We start from the raw sequence: 22,855 nt of genomic DNA, 5'->3' as shown, positions 1-22,855 counted from the left end.
TAAAAATGGCGGCCCTTTCCTAACATGGAAAGGGCCGCCATTTTATATATCTTTAGAAGAGGCCTCTAGAGTTACCATCAGCATCTACATCCATATGTACAGCTGAAGGCACTTTCGGCAGTCCTGGCATGGTCATAATATCACCTGTCAGTGCCACCACAAAACCAGCTCCGGTTTTTGCAACTACCTCCCTAACAGTTACCTTAAATCCTCTGGGACGACCGAGCAGAGCAGGATCATCACTTAGTGAGTACTGCGTTTTGGCCATGCAAACTGGGAAATCCCCCCAGCCATGACGATCAATTTCAGCTAATTGTTTTTTAGCTTTATCTGTGAAGATGACGCCATCCCCACCATATACCTCTGTTACTATCGTTTCTATCTTCTGATCGATAGACATTTCATCTTCATAAAGATGGTGGAAATTTTGAGGCGTTTCGAGCACTTCAAGTACTTTTTCTGCCAGATCTGTCCCACCAGCACCGCCATGCTCCCATACTTTTGTCAACGATACTCTGACATTCTGTTCTTTACACCAATTAAGTACAAAATCTCTTTCTTCGTCTGTATCGGTAACGAAGTCATTAAGTGCAACAACAGGCTCCACACCGAACTTACGTGCATTTTCAATATGTTTGTCAAGATTCACAATACCAAGTTTCAAAGCTTCCAGATTCGCTTCGCCAAGATCTTTTTTAGCTACACCGCCATTCATCTTCAATGCACGGATTGTCGCGACAAGCACAAGTGCGTCAGGTGCAAAATTTCCTTTACGCGCTTTAATGTTCATGAACTTCTCTCCACCAAGATCGGAACCGAACCCACATTCTGTCACTACGATATCCGCCAGCTTTCTCGCGGTATTCGTTGCGATAAGAGAATTACAACCATGTGCGATGTTGGCGAACGGTCCGCCATGTATAAGTGCAGGAGTACCTTCCATCGTCTGCACAAGATTCGGTTTCACCGCTTCCTTGAGCAACAGTGCGAGCGCACCCTCTACTTCAAGTTGCCCGACAGTGATTGGCTCCTTGTCGTAAGTGTAACCAATGACGATTTCAGAAAGCTTTTTCTTCAGATCAGTGAGATCACTTGCCAGACATAGCACAGCCATAATTTCGCTTGCAACTGTGATATCGAATCCATCTTCTCTTGGTACACCCCGCGTCACACCCCCGAGCCCAACAACAACCTGTCTAAGTGCCCGGTCGTTCATGTCCATAACACGCTTCCAAGTGACGCGTCTTGGGTCAATATTGAGTGCATTGCCGTGGTGTATATGATTATCAATAAATGCAGATAAAGCATTATTTGCTGTTGTAATAGCATGCAAATCTCCATTGAAGTGAAGATTTATTTCTTCCATGGGCAGTACTTGTGCACGCCCACCACCTGTCGCCCCACCTTTGATACCCATAACGGGACCAAGAGACGGTTCACGGAGTGCAACCATTACATTCTTGTCGAGTTGATTGAAAGCATCAGCGAGCCCCACTGTACAGGTGGATTTACCTTCACCGGCTTGGGTTGGGTTCATTGCAGATACAAGCACTACTTTCGCCTGCTGACTACTTCCTTTAATCTTATGTATATCTACCTTTGCCTTATACTTCCCATACATTTCTAGTGCTTCATAGGGAATCCCTGCTTTTTTAGCGATATCTTCAATTGGTCTGATGTCCGCCTGACTTGCGATTTCTTGATCTGTCATGTGTACCACAATATCATCTCCTCAATAGAAATTCGATTATCACAATTCCATTATGCCATAACAAATAAAAAATTGCCCCTGCAATTCGCAAGGACAATCTTTACTTTTCTCATATTTTCTTAATCATCGTCCATTGAAGAAAGATCACCAGCTGGTAGATCGAGTTCCCACGCTTTCAGCACTCGGCGCATGATCTTACCACTTCTTGTCTTTGGTAGCTTATCTTTAAACTCGATTTCTCTTGGAGCCGCGTGAGCAGCTAGACCTTCTTTGACGAATTTTCTTATCTCCTCTTTCAATTCATCTGTCGCTTCATATCCTTCTCTCAGAGAGATAAATGCTTTAACAATCTCTCCACGTAAAGGATCCGGTTTACCAATAACACCGGCTTCTTGAACCGCCGGGTGCTCCACGAGCTTGGATTCGATTTCAAATGGTCCGACACGTTCACCGGCCGTCATGATAACATCATCTACACGACCTTGGAACCAGTAGTAGCCATCCTCATCTTTATAGGCGGAGTCTCCTGAAATATACCAGTCACCGATGAAGTAAGACTGGAATTTAGCATCATTTTTCCATATTTTGCGCATCATGGATGGCCATCCACTCTTCATCGCCAAATTACCCATACGGTTTGCTGGAAGTTCGTTACCCTCATCATCAATAATGGCAGCCTCAACACCTGGCAACGGTTTGCCCATCGAACCACCCTTTATATCCATGGATGGCATATTAACAATCATGTGTGCCCCAGTCTCTGTCATCCACCAAGTATCATGAATTCTTAAGTTGAATACTTTCATTCCCCATTTAACGACTTCGGGGTTCAATGGTTCTCCTACAGAGAGGACATGGCGCAGGGAAGATAGATCGAATTCGTTTACAATCTCGTCCCCTGCTCCCATGAGCATACGAAAAGCCGTGGGTGCACTGTACCACACCGTAATGTCCAAATCCTGTATCGCACCATACCATGCTTCAGGGGAGAAGCGTCCCCCAACGACGACATTGGTTGCCCCATTTAACCAAGGTGCAAAGATACCGTATGATGTACCTGTCACCCATCCCGGATCCGCAGTACACCAGTAGACATCATCCTCTTTAAGATCTAAAACATACTGACCTGAGATGTAGTGCTGGACCATTGCATGCTGTACATGCAAAACACCTTTCGGTTGACCTGTGGAACCACTTGTGTAGTGCAGAATAAGACCATCTTCCTTATCTAGCCACTCTATATCGAACTCATCGGAAGCGCTCTCATAATACTTATTGAAATCTATTTGATCTGCTCCGACATCCTTCCCAACGACCACAACTTTCTCAAGGTTCGGCAACTCATCCACTGGAATTCTCGGCAAAAGTTCAGGAGTGGTGATGATGACTTTCGCTTCACTGTTCTCAAGACGGTCTCTGACAGCCTTTTCCATGAATGCTTCGAAAAGTGGTCCGACGATGGCACCGATTTTCAATGCACCAAGCAGTGAAAAGTAAAGCTCTGGGCTTCTTGCCATAAATATAAACACGCGGTCCCCTTTAGTTACATCGGCTTTATCTTTTAAAACATTGGCAGCTTTGTTCGATGCCTTCTTCAAATCATTGAATGTATATGAGCTTTTACTATCTCCATTTTTATAGTGAAGTGCGACTTTGTCTGCCTTCCCATTTTCGACGTGTTTATCTATGCATTCGTAAGCCATGTTGTACTTTCCAGTTTCATACCAGGAAAATTGTTTCTCCACTTCACTCCAGTCATGGTGCTTCACTGCCTCATCATAATCCTTCAAGTTAGGATTCTGATCTGTTGCTTCATAGAGATCTACCTTCATAATTTAACTCCCCTTTGTGTTTTCTCTTTTACATCTCTTATTATATAATAGAATAGAGCAATTTTTCAAAATAATTGAAATAAAATTTAGGAGGTCTTTTTTTGGACCATAGAAAGACTTATTATAAAGAGGAGTTTGAAACGGAAAGCCATTCTTTTGTCGTAGAGGGTCCTTTATCCGCTAAGGCACTTTCCAGTTTCACATTCGATGATGGGCTCAATGCCTTTCGCCCCCCTAAAGATCAGTTTGAAGCCATCATGGAAATTGCAGACCTTGACGAAGGGAGAATTATAATCGTTCGTAAAGCGTCCCATATAGTTGGTTATGTTACATTCCTGCATCCAGATCCTATGGAACGATGGTCTGATGGAAATCTGCCCTATATTATGGAACTCGGTGCTGTCGAGATCAGTCTGGACTACCGCAGTTTCGGTTTAGGCAAGAGCCTTCTCAAGCTCGCCATGCAAGATGATTATATGGAGAACTATATTATTATCACAACCGAATATTATTGGCATTGGGACCTTAAAAACAGCGGTCTTGATGTGTACGCATATAAGGAACTGATGATTGGTCTGATGGCAAGTGTAGGTTTTGAAGTTTTTCAAACCAATGATCCAGAAATTACAGGACATCCAGCAAATACTCTAATGGCACGCATTGGAAGTAATATTAAGGAAGAACATATAATGGCATTCGATAAACTAAGGTTTAAAAATCGATTTTTCATTTAGGAGGAATAACATGTTGGTCGAGAGAATTATGACCGCACCGGTCAAGACATTGACACCCGAACATACGATTGAGGATGCTCTTAATATGATGAGCAAGAATGCTTTCCGGCATATTCCAATTGTAGATCAAAACACACGACTCGTCGGCATCATTTCAGACAGAGACATTAAACTGACCTTACCATCGGTATTCTCGGAAGAAGATCCTGATTTCACACTAAATGTCCCTATCTCGAGAATTATGCGAAAGCGGGTAACCTACTGCCATCCGATGGATTTCGTAGAGGAGATTGCGCTTGATTTCTACCACTACTCTATTGGTGCGATACCTGTACTTAGGGATGATAAGGTGGTTGGCATTGTCACACAGAAGGATATGTTAAACACTTATCTTGAACTCACCGGGATGACAGAACCGGGTTCGATTATAGAAATAGATATAGAAGACCGTACTGGCGTCATCTACGATATCGGCAAAGTTTTTAACGAATTGAATATCAAGATTATCAGTATCTCAGTCTATAAAAATAAAGAAAAAAAAGGATACAAAACCATCCTGCTCAGAGTCCAAGCTATGAATCCGAGAAAAGCCATCGATACACTCAAAGATAGAGGGTTTACAGTACTTGAACCTTCACATATGGGCCAATGACCAAGCCCGTCTATATTTATGATGATGCTCTGCTCAAGTATCGATTCAACTCCACTCATCCCTTCAATCAGATGCGACTGAAGATGACCACTGATCTGTTGATGGCGTCGGGTCATCTTAAAACCACTGATATTATAAAACCACGTGAAGCAACGGATGATGAGCTTGGTCTTGTTCATAAGAAGGATTATATTGAGGCAGTAAAACTTGCAGGTAAAGGTGAACTGTCGCCAGATAAGCTCGAAAATTTTGGGCTTGATACAGAAGATACTCCAAGCTTTGAAGATATGCATGAAAAGAGTCGCATGTTGGTCGGCGCGACACTGACCGCTGTAGAGGCGGTGATGGAAGGTAAGTGCAACAAGGCACTCAACCTTTCCGGAGGCTTACATCATGGTTTCAGCGGACGAGCTGGTGGGTTCTGCGTTTATAATGACACTGCAGTCGCTATTGAGTATCTTAGAACAAAATATAATAAGCGCGTGCTCTACGTTGATACTGATGCTCACCACGGAGATGGTGTGCAGTGGATCTTCTATCATACCAATGAAGTGATGACCTATTCCATCCACGAGACAGGCCGATATTTGTTTCCGGGGACAGGCAGCCTGACAGAACGTGGCACCGAGGAAGGCTTCGGGTACGCTGTTAATCTTCCAATCGATGCCTTTACGGAAGACGATTCATTTCTACCGATTTTCAAAGCAACTCTTGAAGCGACCATAAAAAAATTTAAACCTGATATTATATTCAGTCAGAATGGTGTTGATGCACATTTTCGCGATCCGATGACGCACCTATCGTTGACTGCCCGTACTTTTGAGGAAATTCCCCGCTTTGTTAATGAAATGGCCGATAAGTACACAGAAGGCAAATGGATTGCGGTGGGTGGCGGTGGTTATAACATCTGGCAAGTTGTCCCACGAATGTGGGCGCAAGTATGGCTAGCGATGAACGACCAACAACCGCTCCGAGGCAGACTGCCTAAATCCTATATTGAGCAATATGAAGAAAAATGTCCGGTTGAATTCCCGCTTTACTGGGAAGATGATCTAAAAGATTATATGCAAATACCAAGACGCAACGAAATAGATGAAAAAAACCGCAGTATGATGTCTCGCGCCATGCGATATCTGGAACAAGAGTAATATACAAAGAGCCCCCTGATTATAATCAGGGGGCTCTTTGTACTTCCGAATAGACAACTACTTTGTTGTACCGCGGTATTCAATTCTATAGGGAAGGATGACGTTTGCTTCTTCCACAGTCTCTTCGTTCATATATTTTGTCAGCAGTCTCATACCGACTGCACCAATATCGTATAGTGGCAGTGCGATACTCGAAAGCTGTGGACGCACCATATTGACAAGGCGGGTATTGCTGCAACTCAATATTTCTAACTGATCGGGGACAGAAATACCTTCATCCATTGCCTTATGCAAGAGGCCGATTGCTGTTTCATCACTCATCGTGATAACAACATCTGCGTCCAATTGACGGATGGTATCATGTAATTCATTACCCGACTGGTAATCTGCACCGGTGGATAGGATATACTGCTCATCGAAAGCTCTGTCGTGTTCTTTATAGGCTGCCTTAAGCCCCTCTACAATATGACGCTCCAATTGCTCGGAATACGAGCCTTTGACAAATGCAATTTGTTTCGCGCCCTCTTGCAAAAACTTTGTTGCAACTTCTTTAATTGCCTCATTGTAGTCGATGTTAACCGAAGGCATATTCTCATCTTTCTCACTCGTCCCGCATATGACAACCGGAAGATGGGACTTTTTAATATCTTCCAAAGTCTTTTCATTTAATGCGCCACCGAGGAATACTATGCCATCAACCTGTTTGCTGACGAGACCAAGGAAAGCATCCCTTTCCTTATGTGGATCGTTATCAGTATTTGTGATAATGATTTGATAATTATACATTTCAGCAATATCGTCAAGACCTCTTGCCAATGCAGAATAATAAAGATTGGAAATATCCGGAATGATGACACCAACAGTCGTTGTCTTCTTACTTGCCAGACCACGTGCTACAGCATTTGGACGGTAGTCCAATCGCTCTATTACATCTTTAACCTTTTTCCTTGTTTCAGGCTTAACATTAGGGTTTCCGTTAAGCACTCTTGAGACGGTTGCCATAGAAACTTTAGCCTCTCTAGCAACATCATATATAGTAACCGTCATATTGCACCTCCGCACGCTTCTGAAAACGCTTTTTGTACTATAATAACATGACCAACGGTTTTAGTCATGAAAAAATCATTTCTACAATGAAATTAACATTCATCCGCTCTATGATTTGTCAAAAAAATAACCACATGAATGAACATGTGGTTATTCTTCATAATATCCTATCATGACTTCTTGTCAGCTTCAGAACTTTCAGCGAATTTCGACATATCTACAGAGTTCGCATTTTCTCTATGCGGTTCATTAACTTCTTCGTGGATCGCATCTTTCTGCGCCTTGACTGCAGATTCATCAAGAGATTTGACGCGCTTTTGCTCTTCTTTCTCACTCTTCTTCGCACTCATATCATCTTTCTTTTCTTCCACTTTACCACGAAGTTCGTCGGTCTTGTCCTGTACTTTTTCTTTTAAACCTTTATCTTCTCCATTGCTGTCGCTACTTGAACTCTTGGAGAGTTTCTGAGTTTGATCTGAAATGTCATCTCTTAGAGCGTCTCCGGACTTCGGTGCAAGCAGTAGGCCGCCTACCGTACCTACAAGAAGACCAACGATTAGGCCGACAGAGAAATCTCTGCCCGTAGTTTGGTTGATTTGTTCCTGGTATTCCTCAACTCCGTGAAGGTGGCGATCGCGATTATAGGTTTCCATACAAGAACCTCCTATTGATTTCTTTCGTCATTAAGTCCAGCGTTTACACGGTCTTCATCAATATTGTCATTTGTAGTTACGGAACGATTAACAGCAACCGGAAGATTGTCCGGGTCACTCTCAGCCGTCGTAGAATATTTCGTGTTGAATGCGCTATTACGCTTCTGACGCATCTGCCATTTGTCTGCAACTTCCATTGCAACATTCGACCATTGAACAACTTGGGAAATCTTTTCTTCGTTTTGTGATATGTTGTGGGTAATTGAGTTTGTAACTCTGTCGACTGAAGAATTCAAGTTGTTCATTGATTGTCCGATACCTTGTACAGCATCCACTACTGAATTCAATTTTGCAGATTTGCCCTGCACATCTTCTGCCAGACGATTCGTCTTATGCAGTAGATCAGTGGATTCTCTTGTGATGCCTTGAATTTGTCCTTCTACACCGTCAAGTGTCTTTGCAACATGATCTAGATTCTTCTTAACTGAGAACAGTACAATCGCTATCGCAATACAAAGAATCAGGAAAGCAATTGCGGCAACACCAGCGGCAATATATAAAATAATCTGCCAATCCATTATAACGCCTCCATCTATATCTATTTTTGTTATTCTCTCTATAAATTAACCCAATTGGATGTGCTATAAACATCTTTTACGATTATCAGGATAATAACTCTGTAAATCTCTTCTCATATTTTTGTATATCTCCTGCACCCATAAATATAATGACAGCGCCTTCGTGCTTGTTGAGTTTTGCAATGTCATCACTTTCCTCCAGTAATTCAGCACCCGGAATAAGCGCAACCAAATCGCGGCTTGAAAGCTCTCCTTCGTTCTCGCGAGCAGAACCGAATATATCCACAATATATGCTTTATCGGAAGCAGACAAAGTGTCCGCAAATTCATTCAAAAACTTCTGGGTTCTTGAGAATGTATGCGGTTGAAATACCGTGACTATATCTCGCCCACTATACTTCTTCCTCGCTGTTTCAAGCGTCGCGCGTATCTCTTTTGGATGATGCGCGTAGTCGTCAACAATAACCATGCCATTTCTAAATGTTTCGCTAAAACGTCTTTTGACGCCACCGAAAGTCATGAACGCTCTTTTGATATTTTCCATATCAAGGTTTTCCAGATAGCCTACAGTAATGACTGCGAGAGAATTGAGGACGTGGTGATCGCCGTACATCGGAATTGTAAACGTATCAAGAAGCCCTTCTCCAACATAAACATCAAACCGCGTCCCGTTAGAAACGGTTTCTATATTTGAAGCCCGGACATCAAAATCCCCGTCAATTCCGTAGAAGTAGACAGGTACTTTATAGTCCAGTTCTCTTGCATGTGCATCCCCTCCATAAGCTATGATGGCTTTCTTGACCTGATCCGCCATCTCCGAAAATGCATTGACGACGTCATCCAAATCCTTAAAATAGTCTGGGTGGTCGAAATCGATATTGGTTATGATAGCGTAGTCTGGATGATAGCTTAAGAAGTGACGCTTATACTCACATGATTCGAATGTGAAATACTTACTGTCCTCCAGTCCGAATCCGGTCCCATCACCAATGAGAAAGGTTGTATCCACATCGCCATTCATTACATGGCTGAGCAGACCGGTTGTAGATGTCTTACCGTGAGCGCCAGTTACGGCGATTGAGGTGAACTGGTTCATGAACTGGGAAAGGAATTCATGATATCGGATGACCGGATACCCTTTTTCAAGTGCTGCCTTGATTTCAACATGATTATCATCGAAGGCGTTGCCAGCGATATAAGTAAAACCCTCCACTACATTTTCAAGACCAAAAGGCAGTATGCGAATTCCTTTATCTCTGAGTTGGTGCTCGGTGAAAACTTCCTTTTCGATGTCGGCTCCCTGAACTTCATGACCAAGATCATGGAGTACTTGCGCCAGGGCACTCATACCTGCACCCTTGATTCCTATAAAATGATATTTATCCATGCGTTCACCATACTTTCATAAATTGTTTCGTCAGCTCATGCCTTTCAGATGGGAAAGGACATTTTCTTTTATTTTTTGATCCAGTATACCAGCATTCACTCTAAGTGGCTTATTGGATGTTGGAATCTGAATGAGCATATCATTGCCTTCTACCAGTTCGTCACTGTTATCCACTACACGTGATTTTTCATCTTTAAAGGAAATTCTAGTCTGCATCATTTGAAGTAGCTCAAATCGAATGCTTACATCTTTCCTAGAATGGTTCATTACCAGATGCATACCGAGTGGCTTACCCTTTTTTAAAATCTGTACGATACTCCGGATCGCTTCCGGGTTGTTATGCTCGAACAATTCGGCAAGATCGTCAATGACAACTATGATCATGCTTTTTCTTGCATCCGTTTTGACCCGTTTGTTGTAGCTATCGAGATTGCGTACATGTGCTCTTCTAAACTGGTTATGCCTGTCATTAAGCTCTTCTAGTACATCACTTAGTACATCCTTGTCTTTTAAAGACCTAGGTTCATTAAATGCATAAGGAAGCGAACCATATGCAATATGATCATCTTTGTCGGAAGCTACCATTATCTCAAGCTCTCTCGGACTATGGTTCATCATAAGGGAAACCAGAACATTATCAATGACTGAGGTTGAATGAATTTCTTCTCCACCATAAATCAGCATATGTCCGGCCTTCTGTAACGGGAAGCTGAATATCTGATCATCTACTGTTTTACCTATAACGAACTTAAAATCGTTCTTTCTAGATCCAAGAGAACTAGACTTGAAGAGTGTACTGAATGGTATCGGATGAATTACAGGCAAAGCAAACTCGACACCTATGTTGCTTGTACCGACAATCGGCGCAATAACTTTGACATTATCGAATGGAAGTACCTCGACCAAATGAGCCTTTAGCTTCCCAATGACATTTAGACGGAAGTTTCTTTCAAGCGAAAGCTCATAACGTCCGATAATACCATTCGTTCGATAGGCAATGACTTTAGTTGGCACACCAATGGCGTCAAAAGCAGCAACTACTTCGTCAGCGTATGACTCGCCTGAAGTTTCGTAAGCGCTGTCCTGACCTTCGCCCAGTATATGTAGGGGTGGCAAAGTATTCTTAGGGCCACTCCGCTTAACTGTATTCTGTTTGGATATATGCTTATTTTTATCGTAGGGTGTCATAATGACATTAAAAGGAGAAGTAGCCTTCTTACCTTCACTATTTTCTTCATTCTGATTCAAATCTGAAGGTTGTGGCTGTGCCGCTTCGGAAGGTCCTGGATCAAGAGAAGTTGCATGGGTTGGAATCGTCTTTTTTTCATTGCTTTGAAGACGTTGTTGTTTTCTTTTCTCACGGCTCTCCCGCTCTCGTTTCAACTGTTCGACAATTGGTGAAACATATCCTGGTGTTTTATCGTCTGCAGATGAATCTTTATGTTCGCCTACTCTTGAACCTGGATTCCCTTTTGAACCATGAATCGCCGAAGGCACCTGACGTGCTTTAGTAATAGTATTCTTTTTCGGCCGTTTACGATTGAAGCGAGTATCATCTAACAGTGACTGTTGCTGTTGTCTTCTTATTGGATCATTATCTTCTTTGATTCCAGCGTTAGACTCTTCTTGTACTTTTGTCGTCTCGTTTTGTATCGATTCATCCATGTTTAATGGGAATCTGAACCTTTCCTTATCGGAATGGTTCTCCTCAACATTATAACCGAACTGTCTTCTCCTTCTTGGTCTGTTCATCGAATCACCCTTATTTCACTTCGAATGGTTGTGCGACTTCATAGTTGTCATCAAGCACGTAGATGCCTTTGCTCCCGCCATCAGAAAGATTCAGTTCCTTTTTGGAACAGATCATTCCTTTCGAATCAACACCCCTTAATGTCGAAGGTTTAATATAGAGCCCATCGGGCATTATTGCGCCGACTTTAGCAACTACCACTTTTTGTCCGGAATCAACATTGGGTGCCCCGCAGACAATCTGCAACTCTTCATCCCCGACATCCACTTTACATATATTCAGTTTATCTGCATCTGGATGCTTCGATTTATCAATCACTTTGCCCACGACGAACTTTGGTGAGAGATCCGGTTGAATTGTATCGATGCTGCTAGCTTCTAATACCGCATTTATTTCTCTAATAATAGATTCGTCTGGTGTTACATTTACGTCTTCTGAGAGGGAGATTTTCTTTGAAGCATCGAATATATTCAATCCGATGATTTCATTACCTTCCCTAATGACTGTCACGCCTTCGTGATGCTCATATGACGGATTTTCTGTTTTTTTCAAAGTTACAAGCAGCACATCTCCAACATGCTGATGGTTATAAGTCAGTTTCATTCTTCTCTACCTCTTTTATGATTCTTTTGTTTACCCAGTATGAAGACCGGTTCCAGCTTTTTGTCACGATATGAAAATGACAAGGACGTAATCGGTGTTAGTCCTTCTGCAAAATACTGCATCATCATCTGAGCCATGATATCATATCCAACACTGTTCCTTACATTTGCGATAATAAGCACATCTTGATGCGGAAGGCCTACTAACATCTCACCGTCAAATTTTTCATGCATACTATCAAGCATTTCTTCGTTGAGAATGCGTGTAGCATCATAACCATCATTGTGATTGATGAAATAAAAATCATTCTCTTGTATAGTTTCACCTTTATGAGAGACAGGTAGCTGTTTCATATTTTGATCAGCAAGTTTACGAAGAGCCTCCTTGTCGAGACCCAGAGACTTAATCAGCTTTTCATCAATCAGTCTGTAGCTGTTTTGAAAATCTACTGCGTAATATATATTCGTTTCGTTAGTATGGTCATCGACGATGAATGCATCGCCGTTCTTGTTTTGCTTATGGAAGCTTGTAGAACGTATTACTGGATAGATGCTCGCCTCATCGAGTCCAATATCCTCTTCCTTCATACGGTCCAGCGTTTCATTTATATAATATACGATTTCTTCAATGAAATTTTCATCATTCTTTGCCTTGTCCACTGCTTTTGAAAGCGCAATGTCCAGACCTTTACCGTTATCTTTCCTCTCGACTCTGAGCATTTCCTCTTTGCGGTTGAAAGAAGTCAGGAAATCATCGCGTTTTTCTTCAAGTTTTTCCACAATTTTATTCTTCAATTGGAAAATATTCATCAGATTTCCTCCGTTCTAATCTTTTGCACCCAGTCTCAGTTTCTGGTCGCCTTCTTTGATTAATCCTGTGCGTTTCAGCAAAGTATAGAATACCAAAGTTACCACAACAGGTAAAACAATTTGGAACACAATAATAAGTATCCATACTCTTAGTGAAGGGCCCATTGTTTCGATGGTCATAATCTGACCAACAAATCCACTCGTACCCATACCAGCGCCCGCTGCATTGTTTTCCATTGGGAAGAAGACCGTCATAACAGGCGCAATTATGGCGCTAGCCAAGACAGGCGGTACTAGAATAAAGGGATTAAGCAACACATTTGGTACTTGTAGCATTGATGTTCCAAGACCGATGGACAAAACACCTGAAAAACCATTGTCCTTGTATCCGGTGGCTGCAAGTCCTACCATATGACAGCAACAACCGATAACAGCAGCGCCTGCTGCAAGCCCACTGATATCTAGCATAAGGGCAAGCGCCGCACTGGAGAGTGGCGCAGTAAGCGTAATGCCGAATATGACCGCAACAAGCATTCCCATAATGAAAGGACGTTGATCTGTTGCGAACACAATGATGTCTCCCATACTCGTCATAAAGTCTCCGATGACAGGACCGATAAAGCGCGCAGCCACATAACCGAGGACAATCGTGAATAATGGTGTAATGATGATATCAATCTTAGTTCTGCCTGCATAAAGTCTGGCAACTTCTATCGATATAATACTTGCGATGTAACTCCCGGCGGCTCCGCCCATATCATATGCCGCATAACTGACAACGATCACTGAAAATATGACCAGTGGCGAAGCTTTCAATCCGTACGCAATCGCGGCACCAATTGCCGCCCCTGTCATACCCATGGCAACTGCGCCAATTTCTTTCAGGTTTTCAAGGTATGGCACATAGGTACCGAGCGTATTTATAATCAGACCAATGATGAGTGAGGAAAACAGACCGAGCGCCATGAAACTCATGCCATCAATGAACCATCTTCTAAGGAATGCTTTCATTTACTGGCCTCTAAGTTCTATGACTTTATCATGATCTATTCCCCTAACCAGTTCAGTCAGCATCGCTTTAGCGTGCAAGTAATCTTCTGCATTAATGATCGAGTGGGAAGTATGGATATAGCGTGCAACAATCCCAACAACTGCACTGACGACTCCTTCGTTAGAGACGTGGATGCTTCCTGCATCTGTACCACCTGGAGATTGGTAATACTGGAATTTGATATCGTGCTCATCTGCTGTTTTAAGCATATAATCTCTCATCGGTTTCGAAAGTATCATCGTGCGGTCCACAATACGGACTAATGTCCCTTCTCCAATTCTACCAATATCATCCTTGTTACCGAGCATGTCGTTTGCTGGTGAGCAGTCCACTGCAAATGCAATATCCGGTTTGATCATATTCGAACTTACTTTGGCACCGCGCAGACCGACTTCCTCTTGAACGTTGGCACCGACATATAAATCGCAGTCCAGCTCTACATCAGCCAGAGCTTCTAGCGTCTCTATCGCAATCAGACAACCATATCGGTTATCCCAAGCTTTGGCGAGCAATTTATTATCTTGCTCAAGCACTTCAAAATTGACGTCCGGTACAATGGAGTCTCCTGGACGAATGCCCATCGTCTCTAGATCTTCTCTGCTATCTGCACCAACATCAAGTAACATGTCATCGAGCTGAACGGGCTTATTTCCTTCACCCTTTCTGAAGTGGACAGGTACACTGCCAATAACGCCGGTAATTTCCTTGTCTTCAGCCGTCCTTACTTTAAATTTATGGCTCAGTAGGACATCATTTGACCAGCCACCAAGTGGGGTGAACTTAATCATGCCATTTTCGGTAAGCTGTGTAACCATGAACCCGACTTCATCCATATGTCCTGCGATCATGACTTTCGGAGCATTTTCTACCTTGGATTTTTTCAGCGCAAAGAGGCCACCTAGCCCATCTTGGAGAATTTCATCAGCAAACGGTGCCATTTCTTCTTTCATATAGTTCCTTACCTGATCTTCAAACCCAGGTGCCCCATGCAATTCTGTCAATTTTTTCATTCTTTCTAGTGTCTTATCTACAAGTTTCATCTATATTCCCCTTTTATAATCATATGACTTAAAAATATGCTAAACTGAGTGCGATAGGAGGTCTTGCTCATGATACAGAAAATTATCAGAACCATACTTCTTTTGTCACTTCTAATAGCGCCTGCGTTTATTTGGTTTAAGCAGAATAGACATGTTCAACCCGAATCAATTATTAGCATGCTGCACAAAAAATATGAAGACATTACTTTCATTTCTATTGATCACGAGATCGACAGAAGTAAGTTCTTGGGTCTTGATCGCGATGTCTATAAAGGGCGCCTTCATATTAAGGCTGACAACGAAACTGCACGTTACCAGTTCACTGCCGATGCCTATACAGGAGAAATCATGGAAACTACCAAGTTGTAGAATCCGTGGTTTCTTCTTTATATATGTGTTATGCTCCCGCCCCCTTCTCAATTTTGGGCACGTTCTAGATACTCTTTCACTCTTTTATCGTAAGGTGACTGATTGCCCAGATTAGTTTCTTTATGCTTAAAAAGATGCTTTAGTACGCATCCTCATTTTATCATTCTTTCGTAATGAAATACATGACATAAAAAAAAGCATCTTTAAAAAGATGCTCTAATTCTATATATCTTATTTCCTTTAGCTGAAAACTTTTCTTCATACTCAGTCCGAATGTTGTCTTCCGGCTCATCAGCATGAAGATCGAGTTGCACTTCATGGAAGTGCATGCCTTTCGTATTCATACTAACAAGACTGAATTCAAAGAGGCCTCTATTGTCCGTCTTGAACTGTAGAATTCCTTCTTCTTTCAATATGGCACCGTACTTTTCAAGGAAGGTACTTGAAGTCAGGCGCCGTTTCTCGTGACGGGTCTTTGGCCAAGGGTCCGAAAAGTTGAGATAGATTCTAGATACTTCATCATTTCTGAAGTACGTATCTATCGCATTCGCATCCAGCAGAACCAACCTAACATTCCCAAGATTTGCTTCAATTACTTTCTCGACAACACGGACTATGACATTCTTATCCAGTTCAATCCCGACAAAGTTGATTTCTGGATGCCTTTTTGCCAATTCAGTTATAAATGTACCCATACCAGTACCCACCTCTATATGAAGTGGTCTTGTTTCGTCAAAGAAGGCTCCTACTCTTCCGGAGTAGGTGGAATCAATGTCTACGATATTATTGTTTTCTTCTAGAAAATCCATTGCCCATGGTTTGTTGCGCATTCTCATTATCTTTCTCCACCTGCTTGCTATCGCTTGAAAATTTAAAAACTAAATAAAACGGTCTCTCTGAATCACTTTATTAAGGAAAATGATCCAGTCGTTCATATCCTTGAAACGCTTATGGTCTTCATACCATTGAATCATAGTAATGGCTTGTACGAGGGTATACCACTTCATTCGTTTCATCAGATCGCGATCCAGCGGCTTACCATACTCACTAAGCCAGCTCTCCCACTTATCTATATCTACATACGTATAAAGTATCATGCCAAGGTCAATTGCAGGATCGGCAATCATGGCCCCTTCCCAGTCCACCAGATAAAGCTCATCTTGATCGGATAAAAGCCAATTGTTATGGTTGACGTCGCCATGGCACACTGTACAGAATGCCTCGTCTATAACCGGCATCTCATTTTCCAAATATTGAATTGCCGCACGGACAGTGTGGTGGGCATTTACCTTTGGAGACAGTGATGTCTGTATTTTATTCAGCAACAAATCAGGTAGCATGGGTTTCATTCCAAGCTTTTTCAGCATGGTGAGGAGTGGCCTTGACGAATGGATTTTCTTCATCAAAGAGGCCACTCTCTCCGAGCACATCTCTTCACGAGTCAGCTCCCGGCCATTTTTCCAATGTTGTGCTGTCACTACTTCTCCGGTCTCTATTCTTTTGGTCCAGACCAGTTTCGGTACAATACCTTCAGCAGACAGCGCTGCAAGGAAAGGGCTGGCATTACGTTTCAGGAACAGCTTCCTGCCATCTTGCTCTGCCTTATAGGCTTCACCAGATGCTCCACCCACAGGGTCAAGTGTCCAGCCGAGCTGATAGAAATGCTCCAAATTCCACACCTCTTTTCATCGTCAATGAAAAAAGCGCTAAATATTAGAAAATAAGATAGCGCCGATTTCTGTTCGTAGTTATAAATTTTATAGGGTTTTACCGTTTATTTCAAGGACTATTGTCCATTCATTTTATGACAACAGGGCGTTACGTGTCTACAAAACCATACACTGTAAGCGTTGAAGGACCATAAATAAATTAGGGTAATTTTTCAGGTTAACATTATTTAACCAGGTTTAATTTATGGATTCTCTCATTGAATCCTTCCTGCAAGGCATTTGTTACTTTGCCTTTCAATCCTTTTCCGATCATTTCGCCGTCTACTTCGATGACAGGTGTCACTTCTTGAGTGGTACTGGTGATGAAAACTTCTTCTGCTTCCATCAGCTCTTTAACAGTGAATGTCTTTTCTTCATATGCAATGTTTCGCAGCTCTGCCACCTTAAGTACTTCAAGTCTCGTAATTCCGTTCAGTATCATATTATCGGCAGGATGAGTGATCAACACACCGTCTTTGACAATGAATACATTTGTAGAAGAACCTTCAGTGACAATGCCTTGACGATTAAGGATGGTTTCATGGGCTCCTGCTCGTACAGCACGTTCTTTCTCCATGACGTTAGCTAATAGGTTGAGACTCTTGACGTGACACTTCAGCCACCTGTAGTCTTCCGCTGTAATGGCACTAATTCCCTCTTCCATTTGATCAGTTGGGCGTGCGGTTTCATTCATGTAAGCAAGAACGACTGGTTTTGTATCCAGTGGATAGGCATGGTTCCTCTTACCAATTCCTCTGGATACTTGGATATAGATAGAGCCATCGGATATATTGTTTTGCTTATTCAACTGAGTAACAATCTCAACCATTTTCGAACGGTCAAGGTCTTCAATGCCAATCTCCGACGCACTTCTTATGAGGCGGTCCATATGTTCATCCAGCGTAAAGAATTCATTGTTATAGACTCTTACGACTTCGTATACACCATCGCCAAAATAGAATGCACGATCGTTGTAATCTACCGTAATTTCATCATCATTTTTGAATTGTCCATTGTAATAACTAATCTTCATCCATCTCACCCTTTATACAGATTCTATGAAGTGCCTCCAGATAAATTTCTGTCGCCTTCAGCAGTTCTTCAACCTTCATGCGCTCATTCTTCTGGTGCATCGTATCAGCAGTATCTTTGAACATCGCTCCAAAAGCGACTCCCTTTTCCAAAGTGCGGGCGTATGTGCCACCACCGATTGTAAACGGCTCCGTGCGGTCATCTACATGATTACGGTATGCATCTGTTAGAATCTTTACTAATGGATCTTCCTTATCTACGTAGTGTGGAGGTTGATATTCCAGATCTTCGATGGTGAAGCCCTGTTCTGTTATATCTTCTTTCAACGCATCCATCTTCGCATCAAAATCAATGCCTTCTGGGTATCTCAAATTCACTCCAAAGATACCGCCATCAACTTCGGTGTAGTTGATCATACCGACGTTTACCGAAGTTTCACCCATCTCATCATGCGAATAGTCCATACCGAGTTGGGCACCATCCGTCCTACCCACAAACCTATCAACTGCAAATCCGGCAAATGCTTTCGCATTATTATCAAGGTCAAGACGTTTTAAAAATTGAATTAGGATTAATCCAGCATTCACTCCAGCCTCAGGCGTGGAACCATGCGCACTTTTACCCTGGATGCTCAACTTAAGAAAACCATTATCAACCTCATACGACCCTTCTGCTTTTGTTTCTCTCAGAAAGTCTTCGTACGACTGGATGACTTCACTCATGTTCTGCTGAATTTTCAACTTAGCTTCTGCATCTTCTGGCACCATATTATATCGTTCACCAGAGATGAGTGCCTTCAGTTCTATCTTTGGTTCATCCTCATCCAAAGCAGTCTGCTTCTGAACAAAATTGAATGTGGAAATACCCTTCTCTCCATGAATGAGTGGGAACGCTGCATCTGGTGCGAAACCGGCTTGAGGCATCTCTTCTGCGTTGAAATAGGCTTCTGTGCACTGCCAGTCGGATTCTTCATCTGTTCCTATAATTAGACGTGTACGGTACTTGAATGGCGCTCCCTGCTGATGCAGGATCTTCATAGCGTAGTACGCGGCCATGGTCGGACCCTTATCATCTTGGATGCCTCTGGCTACGATTTCATCACCAAGAATTTCCGGATTAAAAGGATCGGTGTCCCAACCTTTGCCAGGTGGAACCACATCAACATGCCCAAGTATGCCGAAAAGTTTTTCACCTTTTCCAGATTCAATATGACCTGCAATGTTCTCTACATTCAATGTGGAAAAACCGTCACGGCGGCCGAGTTCAAGCATATAGTCGAGGGCGCGTTTTGGCCCTTCGCCGACCGGAGCATCTTTTGAAGATTCTCCTTTGACACTCTCTATCTCAAGTAGTCCGAACAGATCTGCAACTAAATCATCTTTACAGGCTTCAACCAGAGCTTTATAGTCCATCAGTATGCTCTCCCATCTTATGTACGCAATCTTTTTTACAATGATAAAGAAAAAGAAATATAAAAACAAGGGAACAGTGCAATAATAGCACTGTTCCCTTGAGAAAACTGATTATTTTTTATTGTTATTCTTGTTTTTATTGCTGTTCGACTTGTTGTTGTCGGAGTTTTCATTGTCGCTGTCAGTTACTACGTGGATATTGTGGTTTTCATCCTTATCACCTTGGTCATCCACTACATCAACATCGTTGACGTTGTCTTTATTGAGACCACCGAAAGATACGTCATCCTGAAGATTCTCATCAGGGTGCAGACCACCTTCGGAAATCCACTCATTGTTCATCTGCTCAGCCGTAAGTTGGCCTTCAGCATCCATCCTATCAGGCTTTGTAGAATGTTCTTCACCATTGTCGTCTGTGCTGCTGTTGCCCTGGTTCAGTGAAATCTTGTCGTTTTGATTATTTTCTTCATTCTCATCATCAGAAGCCTGTTCAGACTCTGCGTTGTTCATTTTGGATTTAACCTTGTTCTGGGCATCGCTTGCATAGCCCTTCGGATCTTCTTTGGCCTTGTTAAATTCTTCCTTGGCTCTCTCTTGGTATTCACCAGCTTGCTTAGTAAATTTCTCCTGATAGCCTGAAGCTTGCTCAGTGACTTTGTCCTGCACGTTCTGAGCATAGCCTTTCGGATCTTCCTTTACTTTCCCATATTCGTTCTTGGCCATCTCCTGGTATTCACCAGCTTGTTTGGAAAGTTTGTCCTGCACGTTCTGAGCATAGCCTTTCGGATCTTCTTTCACTTTATTATATTCATTCACTACTACATCACGATTCTCTTTCTTGGACAATTGCTTTGCTGCTACTGCAAGTCCAAGCATTGCTGCTAACTTCAGTAATCCTCCGGTTTTTCTAGCCATATCCAACACCTCTTACGTTTTTTTTACTTACCTGATTCATATTTACCCATTACTCTCTGAGCTAAACTTTTTTAATAAGTTCCAACTCATTTTCGTTCAACCTTCTGTAGCCGCCTTTTGGCAGACTGTCATCAAGAACTAGGTTGCCAATATGGGTCCGATGAAGCCCAATCACTTCGTTTTCTAGATAACGAAACATTCTTTTGACCTGATGGAACTTGCCCTCGGTAATTGTAAGCCGTACCGTTTTTGCTGAGATTCTAGTTGCTTCTGCAGGTGCAGTAGTGAAGTCTTTCAGTGGAATGCCATGCTTTAGTTTCTCAATATCGGATTGAGAAACTTCTTCTCTTAATTCTGCCACATAAGTTTTTCCTACTTTATGTTTCGGACTCATTAGCTCGTGGGCAAACTTACCATCATTGGTGATTAAAAGCAGGCCCGTCGTATCCTTGTCCAGTCTACCTACAGGGAACAGCTCATCTTTCTGATGATGGTCGATTAAATCTATCACTGTAGATTCCTTGTTTTTTTCAGTTGAAGATATTACACCTTCTGGCTTGTTGAGCATCAGATAAATGTACTGCTCGAGAATTACGCGCAAGCCATCAAGTATCACTTCACTGTCATGGTTAGTAGTGGTCTTTGGGTCTTTTACAACTACCCCATCGACTTGAACCCGTTTATTTTTGATCATCGCTTTAACAGCACTGCGGCTGCCGACACCGGCATTTGACAGATACTTATCCAGTCTCATTTAGAGTACCTTCAGTTTTTTTCTTATTTTATCCGCTCGGCTGCCGAGTATCTCATCCGCTAAACCGCTTCTGAACGATAGTAGCATATAAACAATTCCCCCTGCTGGTACGGCAATAGCCATAATAAGAAGAGAATCCACTTTATGATCGACTTCGAGATTGAAGATGAGTGCGTAATAGATAAGTTCTACAACCAATAGCATAGCCAGACTGTAGACGACAATCTGGATGAGCGGTTTAAGCAGTGGTCTGAAATAGAATCTGCCGTAACGTTTGATGATGATGAAGTTGATGAGCGCACCAATGCTGAGAGCTATCCCTGTCCCCATAACAGCTCCAACTGTACCAAACTGAATGATTAGCGGTATATTGATGGCCGCTTTTATAACAAGCATGATAAGCACAACATACAGCGTCAAGTTCTGCTTATCTATTCCTTGCACGACGGAACATGTAATGGTGAACAGCGAGATTGCGATGCTGACAGGAGCATAGAACAATAGTATCTTTATGCCCATTTCGTTGAATTCATAAAACGATGTATAGAGCGGCGCAGAGAGTACCATCATACCAAGTGCCGCAGGGATAACGAAGAAGAGCAGCATGAGCACCATCATCTTAATCTGCTGATGAACCCCTTCCATATTCCCTTTTTGGTAGTTCTTCGTAATAAACGGAAGAATTGTAATTGCAAAGGCCGAAGCGAAGGCCGTCGGAATCATGACAAGTTTATGTGTTGTAAGGTTCAACATGCCAAACCATGCATCGTGGTACTCCTCTGGTACACCACCGAGTGCAAGTCCGTTATTATGCGTCAGCTGATCGATGAAAAGCGTCAATGGGATGCTGATACTGACAATGATGAAAGGAATGCCATAACGGATAATCTCCGCGTACATCTCACGGTAGGAAAAGTCATAATCGGTATCATCTGTAGCAATCATTTCATCGATATGTTTCTTTCTTTTTCGCCAGAAGTAGGATAACGTCAGCATGGAGCCGAGTACACCTACGAAAGCTGCGAATACTGCGACTTCATTCGCTCTCTGTACAGAACCGCCCCAGACGTTGAGGACAAGGTAAGCACCGGCAAGCAAGAAGACGATTCTCACTGCCTGCTCGATGACTGCGGAAACACTCGTCGGCCCAAATGATTCGAATCCTTGGAAGATACCGCGCCACGTCGCCATGAACGGCACAACAATGACGGCAACACTAACCACGCGAATGATTCGTGTAACATCTTCAGCCGACCATCGGTGTGCGCCCTCTCCGGCTGCAAGCATTTGTAGATCTGCGATGTAAGGTGCTGCGATGAAAAGCGCTATAAACGCAATAATACCTGATCCCATCATGACGATCAGGCTTGAACGGTACAATTTTTGACTAGTAGCGTAAGCTCCTAGTGCATTGTACTTTGAAATATATTTGGAAACCGCACCTGGAACACCAGCTGCTGCAATAGAAAGCATTATGGTATATGGTGTATATGCGTAACCATACAGAGCGAGATTTTCTTCCCCGCCCATAATGCTGTAAAATGGAATGAGGTACAGCATCCCGAGAAGCTTAGTTGCAAACGTAGCAATGGTGAGCAGGAAAGTACCCCGTACCAAATTATTCGAATCAGACATTTTATAACCCTCTTACATTAAGAATAATATTCAT

Annotated in this window: 22 protein-coding genes; 4 read left to right on the top strand and 18 right to left on the bottom strand. The window is 42.6% G+C overall.

Features of this window, described 5'->3' with window-relative positions:
* Nucleotides 1-52: 52 nt before the first annotated feature.
* Together ACFOJ8_RS03400 and acsA are read right to left on the bottom strand one after the other, a co-directional pair.
* Nucleotides 53-1,720, bottom strand: a complete 1,668-nt coding sequence (locus ACFOJ8_RS03400) for a formate--tetrahydrofolate ligase (RefSeq protein WP_380653316.1) — start codon at nt 1,718-1,720, stop codon at nt 53-55.
* 110 nt (nt 1,721-1,830) lie between these two features.
* Nucleotides 1,831-3,543, bottom strand: coding sequence for an acetate--CoA ligase (gene acsA, locus ACFOJ8_RS03395; protein WP_380653314.1), 1,713 nt, complete (start codon nt 3,541-3,543; stop codon nt 1,831-1,833).
* Between the two features lie 101 nt (nt 3,544-3,644).
* On the opposite strand from acsA, the gene ACFOJ8_RS03390 reads away from it, so the two are divergent.
* The 3 genes from ACFOJ8_RS03390 to ACFOJ8_RS03380 are packed head-to-tail and all read left to right on the top strand — an operon-like array spanning nt 3,645 to nt 6,077.
* The gene (locus ACFOJ8_RS03390) at nt 3,645-4,277 is read left to right on the top strand and encodes a GNAT family N-acetyltransferase (RefSeq protein ID WP_380653312.1); all 633 of its coding nucleotides are present in this window, start codon (nt 3,645-3,647) and stop codon (nt 4,275-4,277) included.
* A 10-nt stretch (nt 4,278-4,287) separates the two neighbouring features.
* Nucleotides 4,288-4,929 (top strand): CBS and ACT domain-containing protein, encoded by a 642-nt coding sequence (locus ACFOJ8_RS03385; protein ID WP_380653310.1) that lies wholly within the window; start codon nt 4,288-4,290, stop codon nt 4,927-4,929.
* On the top strand, nt 4,926-6,077 hold the full coding sequence (locus tag ACFOJ8_RS03380; protein WP_380653307.1) for an acetoin utilization protein AcuC: 1,152 nt from the start codon (nt 4,926-4,928) through the stop codon (nt 6,075-6,077). Before ACFOJ8_RS03385 ends, ACFOJ8_RS03380 begins: the two co-directional genes overlap by 4 nt.
* 57 nt (nt 6,078-6,134) lie before the next feature.
* Here the strand turns inward: ACFOJ8_RS03380 and ccpA are convergent, their stop codons facing one another.
* The 9 genes from ccpA to ACFOJ8_RS03335 form a co-directional block, all read right to left on the bottom strand.
* Nucleotides 6,135-7,124, bottom strand: a complete 990-nt coding sequence (gene ccpA, locus ACFOJ8_RS03375) for a catabolite control protein A (RefSeq protein WP_380653304.1) — start codon at nt 7,122-7,124, stop codon at nt 6,135-6,137.
* 170 nt (nt 7,125-7,294) lie between these two features.
* Nucleotides 7,295-7,777 carry a YtxH domain-containing protein gene (locus ACFOJ8_RS03370; RefSeq protein ID WP_380653301.1) on the bottom strand — a complete coding sequence of 161 codons (483 nt, stop codon included), beginning with the start codon at nt 7,775-7,777 and terminating at the stop codon, nt 7,295-7,297.
* A gap of 11 nt (nt 7,778-7,788) precedes the next feature.
* Nucleotides 7,789-8,355, bottom strand: coding sequence for a DUF948 domain-containing protein (locus ACFOJ8_RS03365; RefSeq protein WP_380653298.1), 567 nt, complete (start codon nt 8,353-8,355; stop codon nt 7,789-7,791).
* 85 nt (nt 8,356-8,440) lie between these two features.
* On the bottom strand, nt 8,441-9,742 hold the full coding sequence (murC, locus tag ACFOJ8_RS03360) for a UDP-N-acetylmuramate--L-alanine ligase (RefSeq protein ID WP_380653296.1): 1,302 nt from the start codon (nt 9,740-9,742) through the stop codon (nt 8,441-8,443).
* A 30-nt stretch (nt 9,743-9,772) separates the two neighbouring features.
* Nucleotides 9,773-11,494, bottom strand: coding sequence for a DNA translocase FtsK (locus ACFOJ8_RS03355; RefSeq protein WP_380653294.1), 1,722 nt, complete (start codon nt 11,492-11,494; stop codon nt 9,773-9,775).
* Nucleotides 11,495-11,504: 10 nt separating this feature from the next.
* Nucleotides 11,505-12,095: a YtpR family tRNA-binding protein gene (gene ytpR / locus ACFOJ8_RS03350; protein ID WP_380653291.1), complete on the bottom strand. Its 591-nt coding sequence runs from the start codon at nt 12,093-12,095 to the stop codon at nt 11,505-11,507.
* Complete coding sequence (locus ACFOJ8_RS03345) at nt 12,092-12,904, bottom strand: DUF1444 family protein (protein WP_380653288.1); 813 nt, start codon at nt 12,902-12,904, stop codon at nt 12,092-12,094. The genes ytpR and ACFOJ8_RS03345 overlap by 4 nt, the downstream gene beginning before the upstream one ends.
* 15 nt (nt 12,905-12,919) lie before the next feature.
* Nucleotides 12,920-13,915 (bottom strand): PTS transporter subunit IIC, encoded by a 996-nt coding sequence (locus ACFOJ8_RS03340; protein ID WP_380653286.1) that lies wholly within the window; start codon nt 13,913-13,915, stop codon nt 12,920-12,922.
* Nucleotides 13,916-14,995 (bottom strand): M42 family metallopeptidase, encoded by a 1,080-nt coding sequence (locus ACFOJ8_RS03335; RefSeq protein WP_380653283.1) that lies wholly within the window; start codon nt 14,993-14,995, stop codon nt 13,916-13,918.
* A 69-nt stretch (nt 14,996-15,064) separates the two neighbouring features.
* On the opposite strand from ACFOJ8_RS03335, the gene ACFOJ8_RS03330 reads away from it, so the two are divergent.
* Nucleotides 15,065-15,364: a hypothetical protein gene (locus ACFOJ8_RS03330; protein WP_380653281.1), complete on the top strand. Its 300-nt coding sequence runs from the start codon at nt 15,065-15,067 to the stop codon at nt 15,362-15,364.
* Nucleotides 15,365-15,567: 203 nt separating this feature from the next.
* Here the strand turns inward: ACFOJ8_RS03330 and trmB are convergent, their stop codons facing one another.
* From trmB to ACFOJ8_RS03295, 7 genes are all read right to left on the bottom strand, one after another.
* Nucleotides 15,568-16,200, bottom strand: coding sequence for a tRNA (guanosine(46)-N7)-methyltransferase TrmB (gene trmB / locus ACFOJ8_RS03325; RefSeq protein ID WP_380653279.1), 633 nt, complete (start codon nt 16,198-16,200; stop codon nt 15,568-15,570).
* A 42-nt stretch (nt 16,201-16,242) separates the two neighbouring features.
* Nucleotides 16,243-17,034: a phosphotransferase gene (locus ACFOJ8_RS03320; protein WP_380653277.1), complete on the bottom strand. Its 792-nt coding sequence runs from the start codon at nt 17,032-17,034 to the stop codon at nt 16,243-16,245.
* Nucleotides 17,035-17,257: 223 nt separating this feature from the next.
* The gene (gene dat, locus ACFOJ8_RS03315; protein ID WP_380653274.1) at nt 17,258-18,106 is read right to left on the bottom strand and encodes a D-amino-acid transaminase; all 849 of its coding nucleotides are present in this window, start codon (nt 18,104-18,106) and stop codon (nt 17,258-17,260) included.
* Nucleotides 18,096-19,517 carry a dipeptidase PepV gene (pepV, locus tag ACFOJ8_RS03310; RefSeq protein WP_380653271.1) on the bottom strand — a complete coding sequence of 474 codons (1,422 nt, stop codon included), beginning with the start codon at nt 19,515-19,517 and terminating at the stop codon, nt 18,096-18,098. Before pepV ends, dat begins: the two co-directional genes overlap by 11 nt.
* Nucleotides 19,518-19,628: 111 nt before the next feature.
* Nucleotides 19,629-20,432 carry a hypothetical protein gene (locus tag ACFOJ8_RS03305; protein WP_380653268.1) on the bottom strand — a complete coding sequence of 268 codons (804 nt, stop codon included), beginning with the start codon at nt 20,430-20,432 and terminating at the stop codon, nt 19,629-19,631.
* Nucleotides 20,433-20,493: 61 nt separating this feature from the next.
* Nucleotides 20,494-21,186, bottom strand: coding sequence for a pseudouridine synthase (locus tag ACFOJ8_RS03300; protein ID WP_380653266.1), 693 nt, complete (start codon nt 21,184-21,186; stop codon nt 20,494-20,496).
* On the bottom strand, nt 21,187-22,821 hold the full coding sequence (locus ACFOJ8_RS03295) for a putative polysaccharide biosynthesis protein (protein WP_380653264.1): 1,635 nt from the start codon (nt 22,819-22,821) through the stop codon (nt 21,187-21,189).
* Between the last annotated feature and the right edge of the window lie 34 nt (nt 22,822-22,855).

The organism is Salinicoccus sesuvii (assembly GCF_042648145.1).
Taxonomy (GTDB): Bacteria; Bacillota; Bacilli; order Staphylococcales; family Salinicoccaceae; genus Salinicoccus; species Salinicoccus sesuvii.
This window is presented reverse-complemented; position numbering and strand designations above follow the sequence as displayed.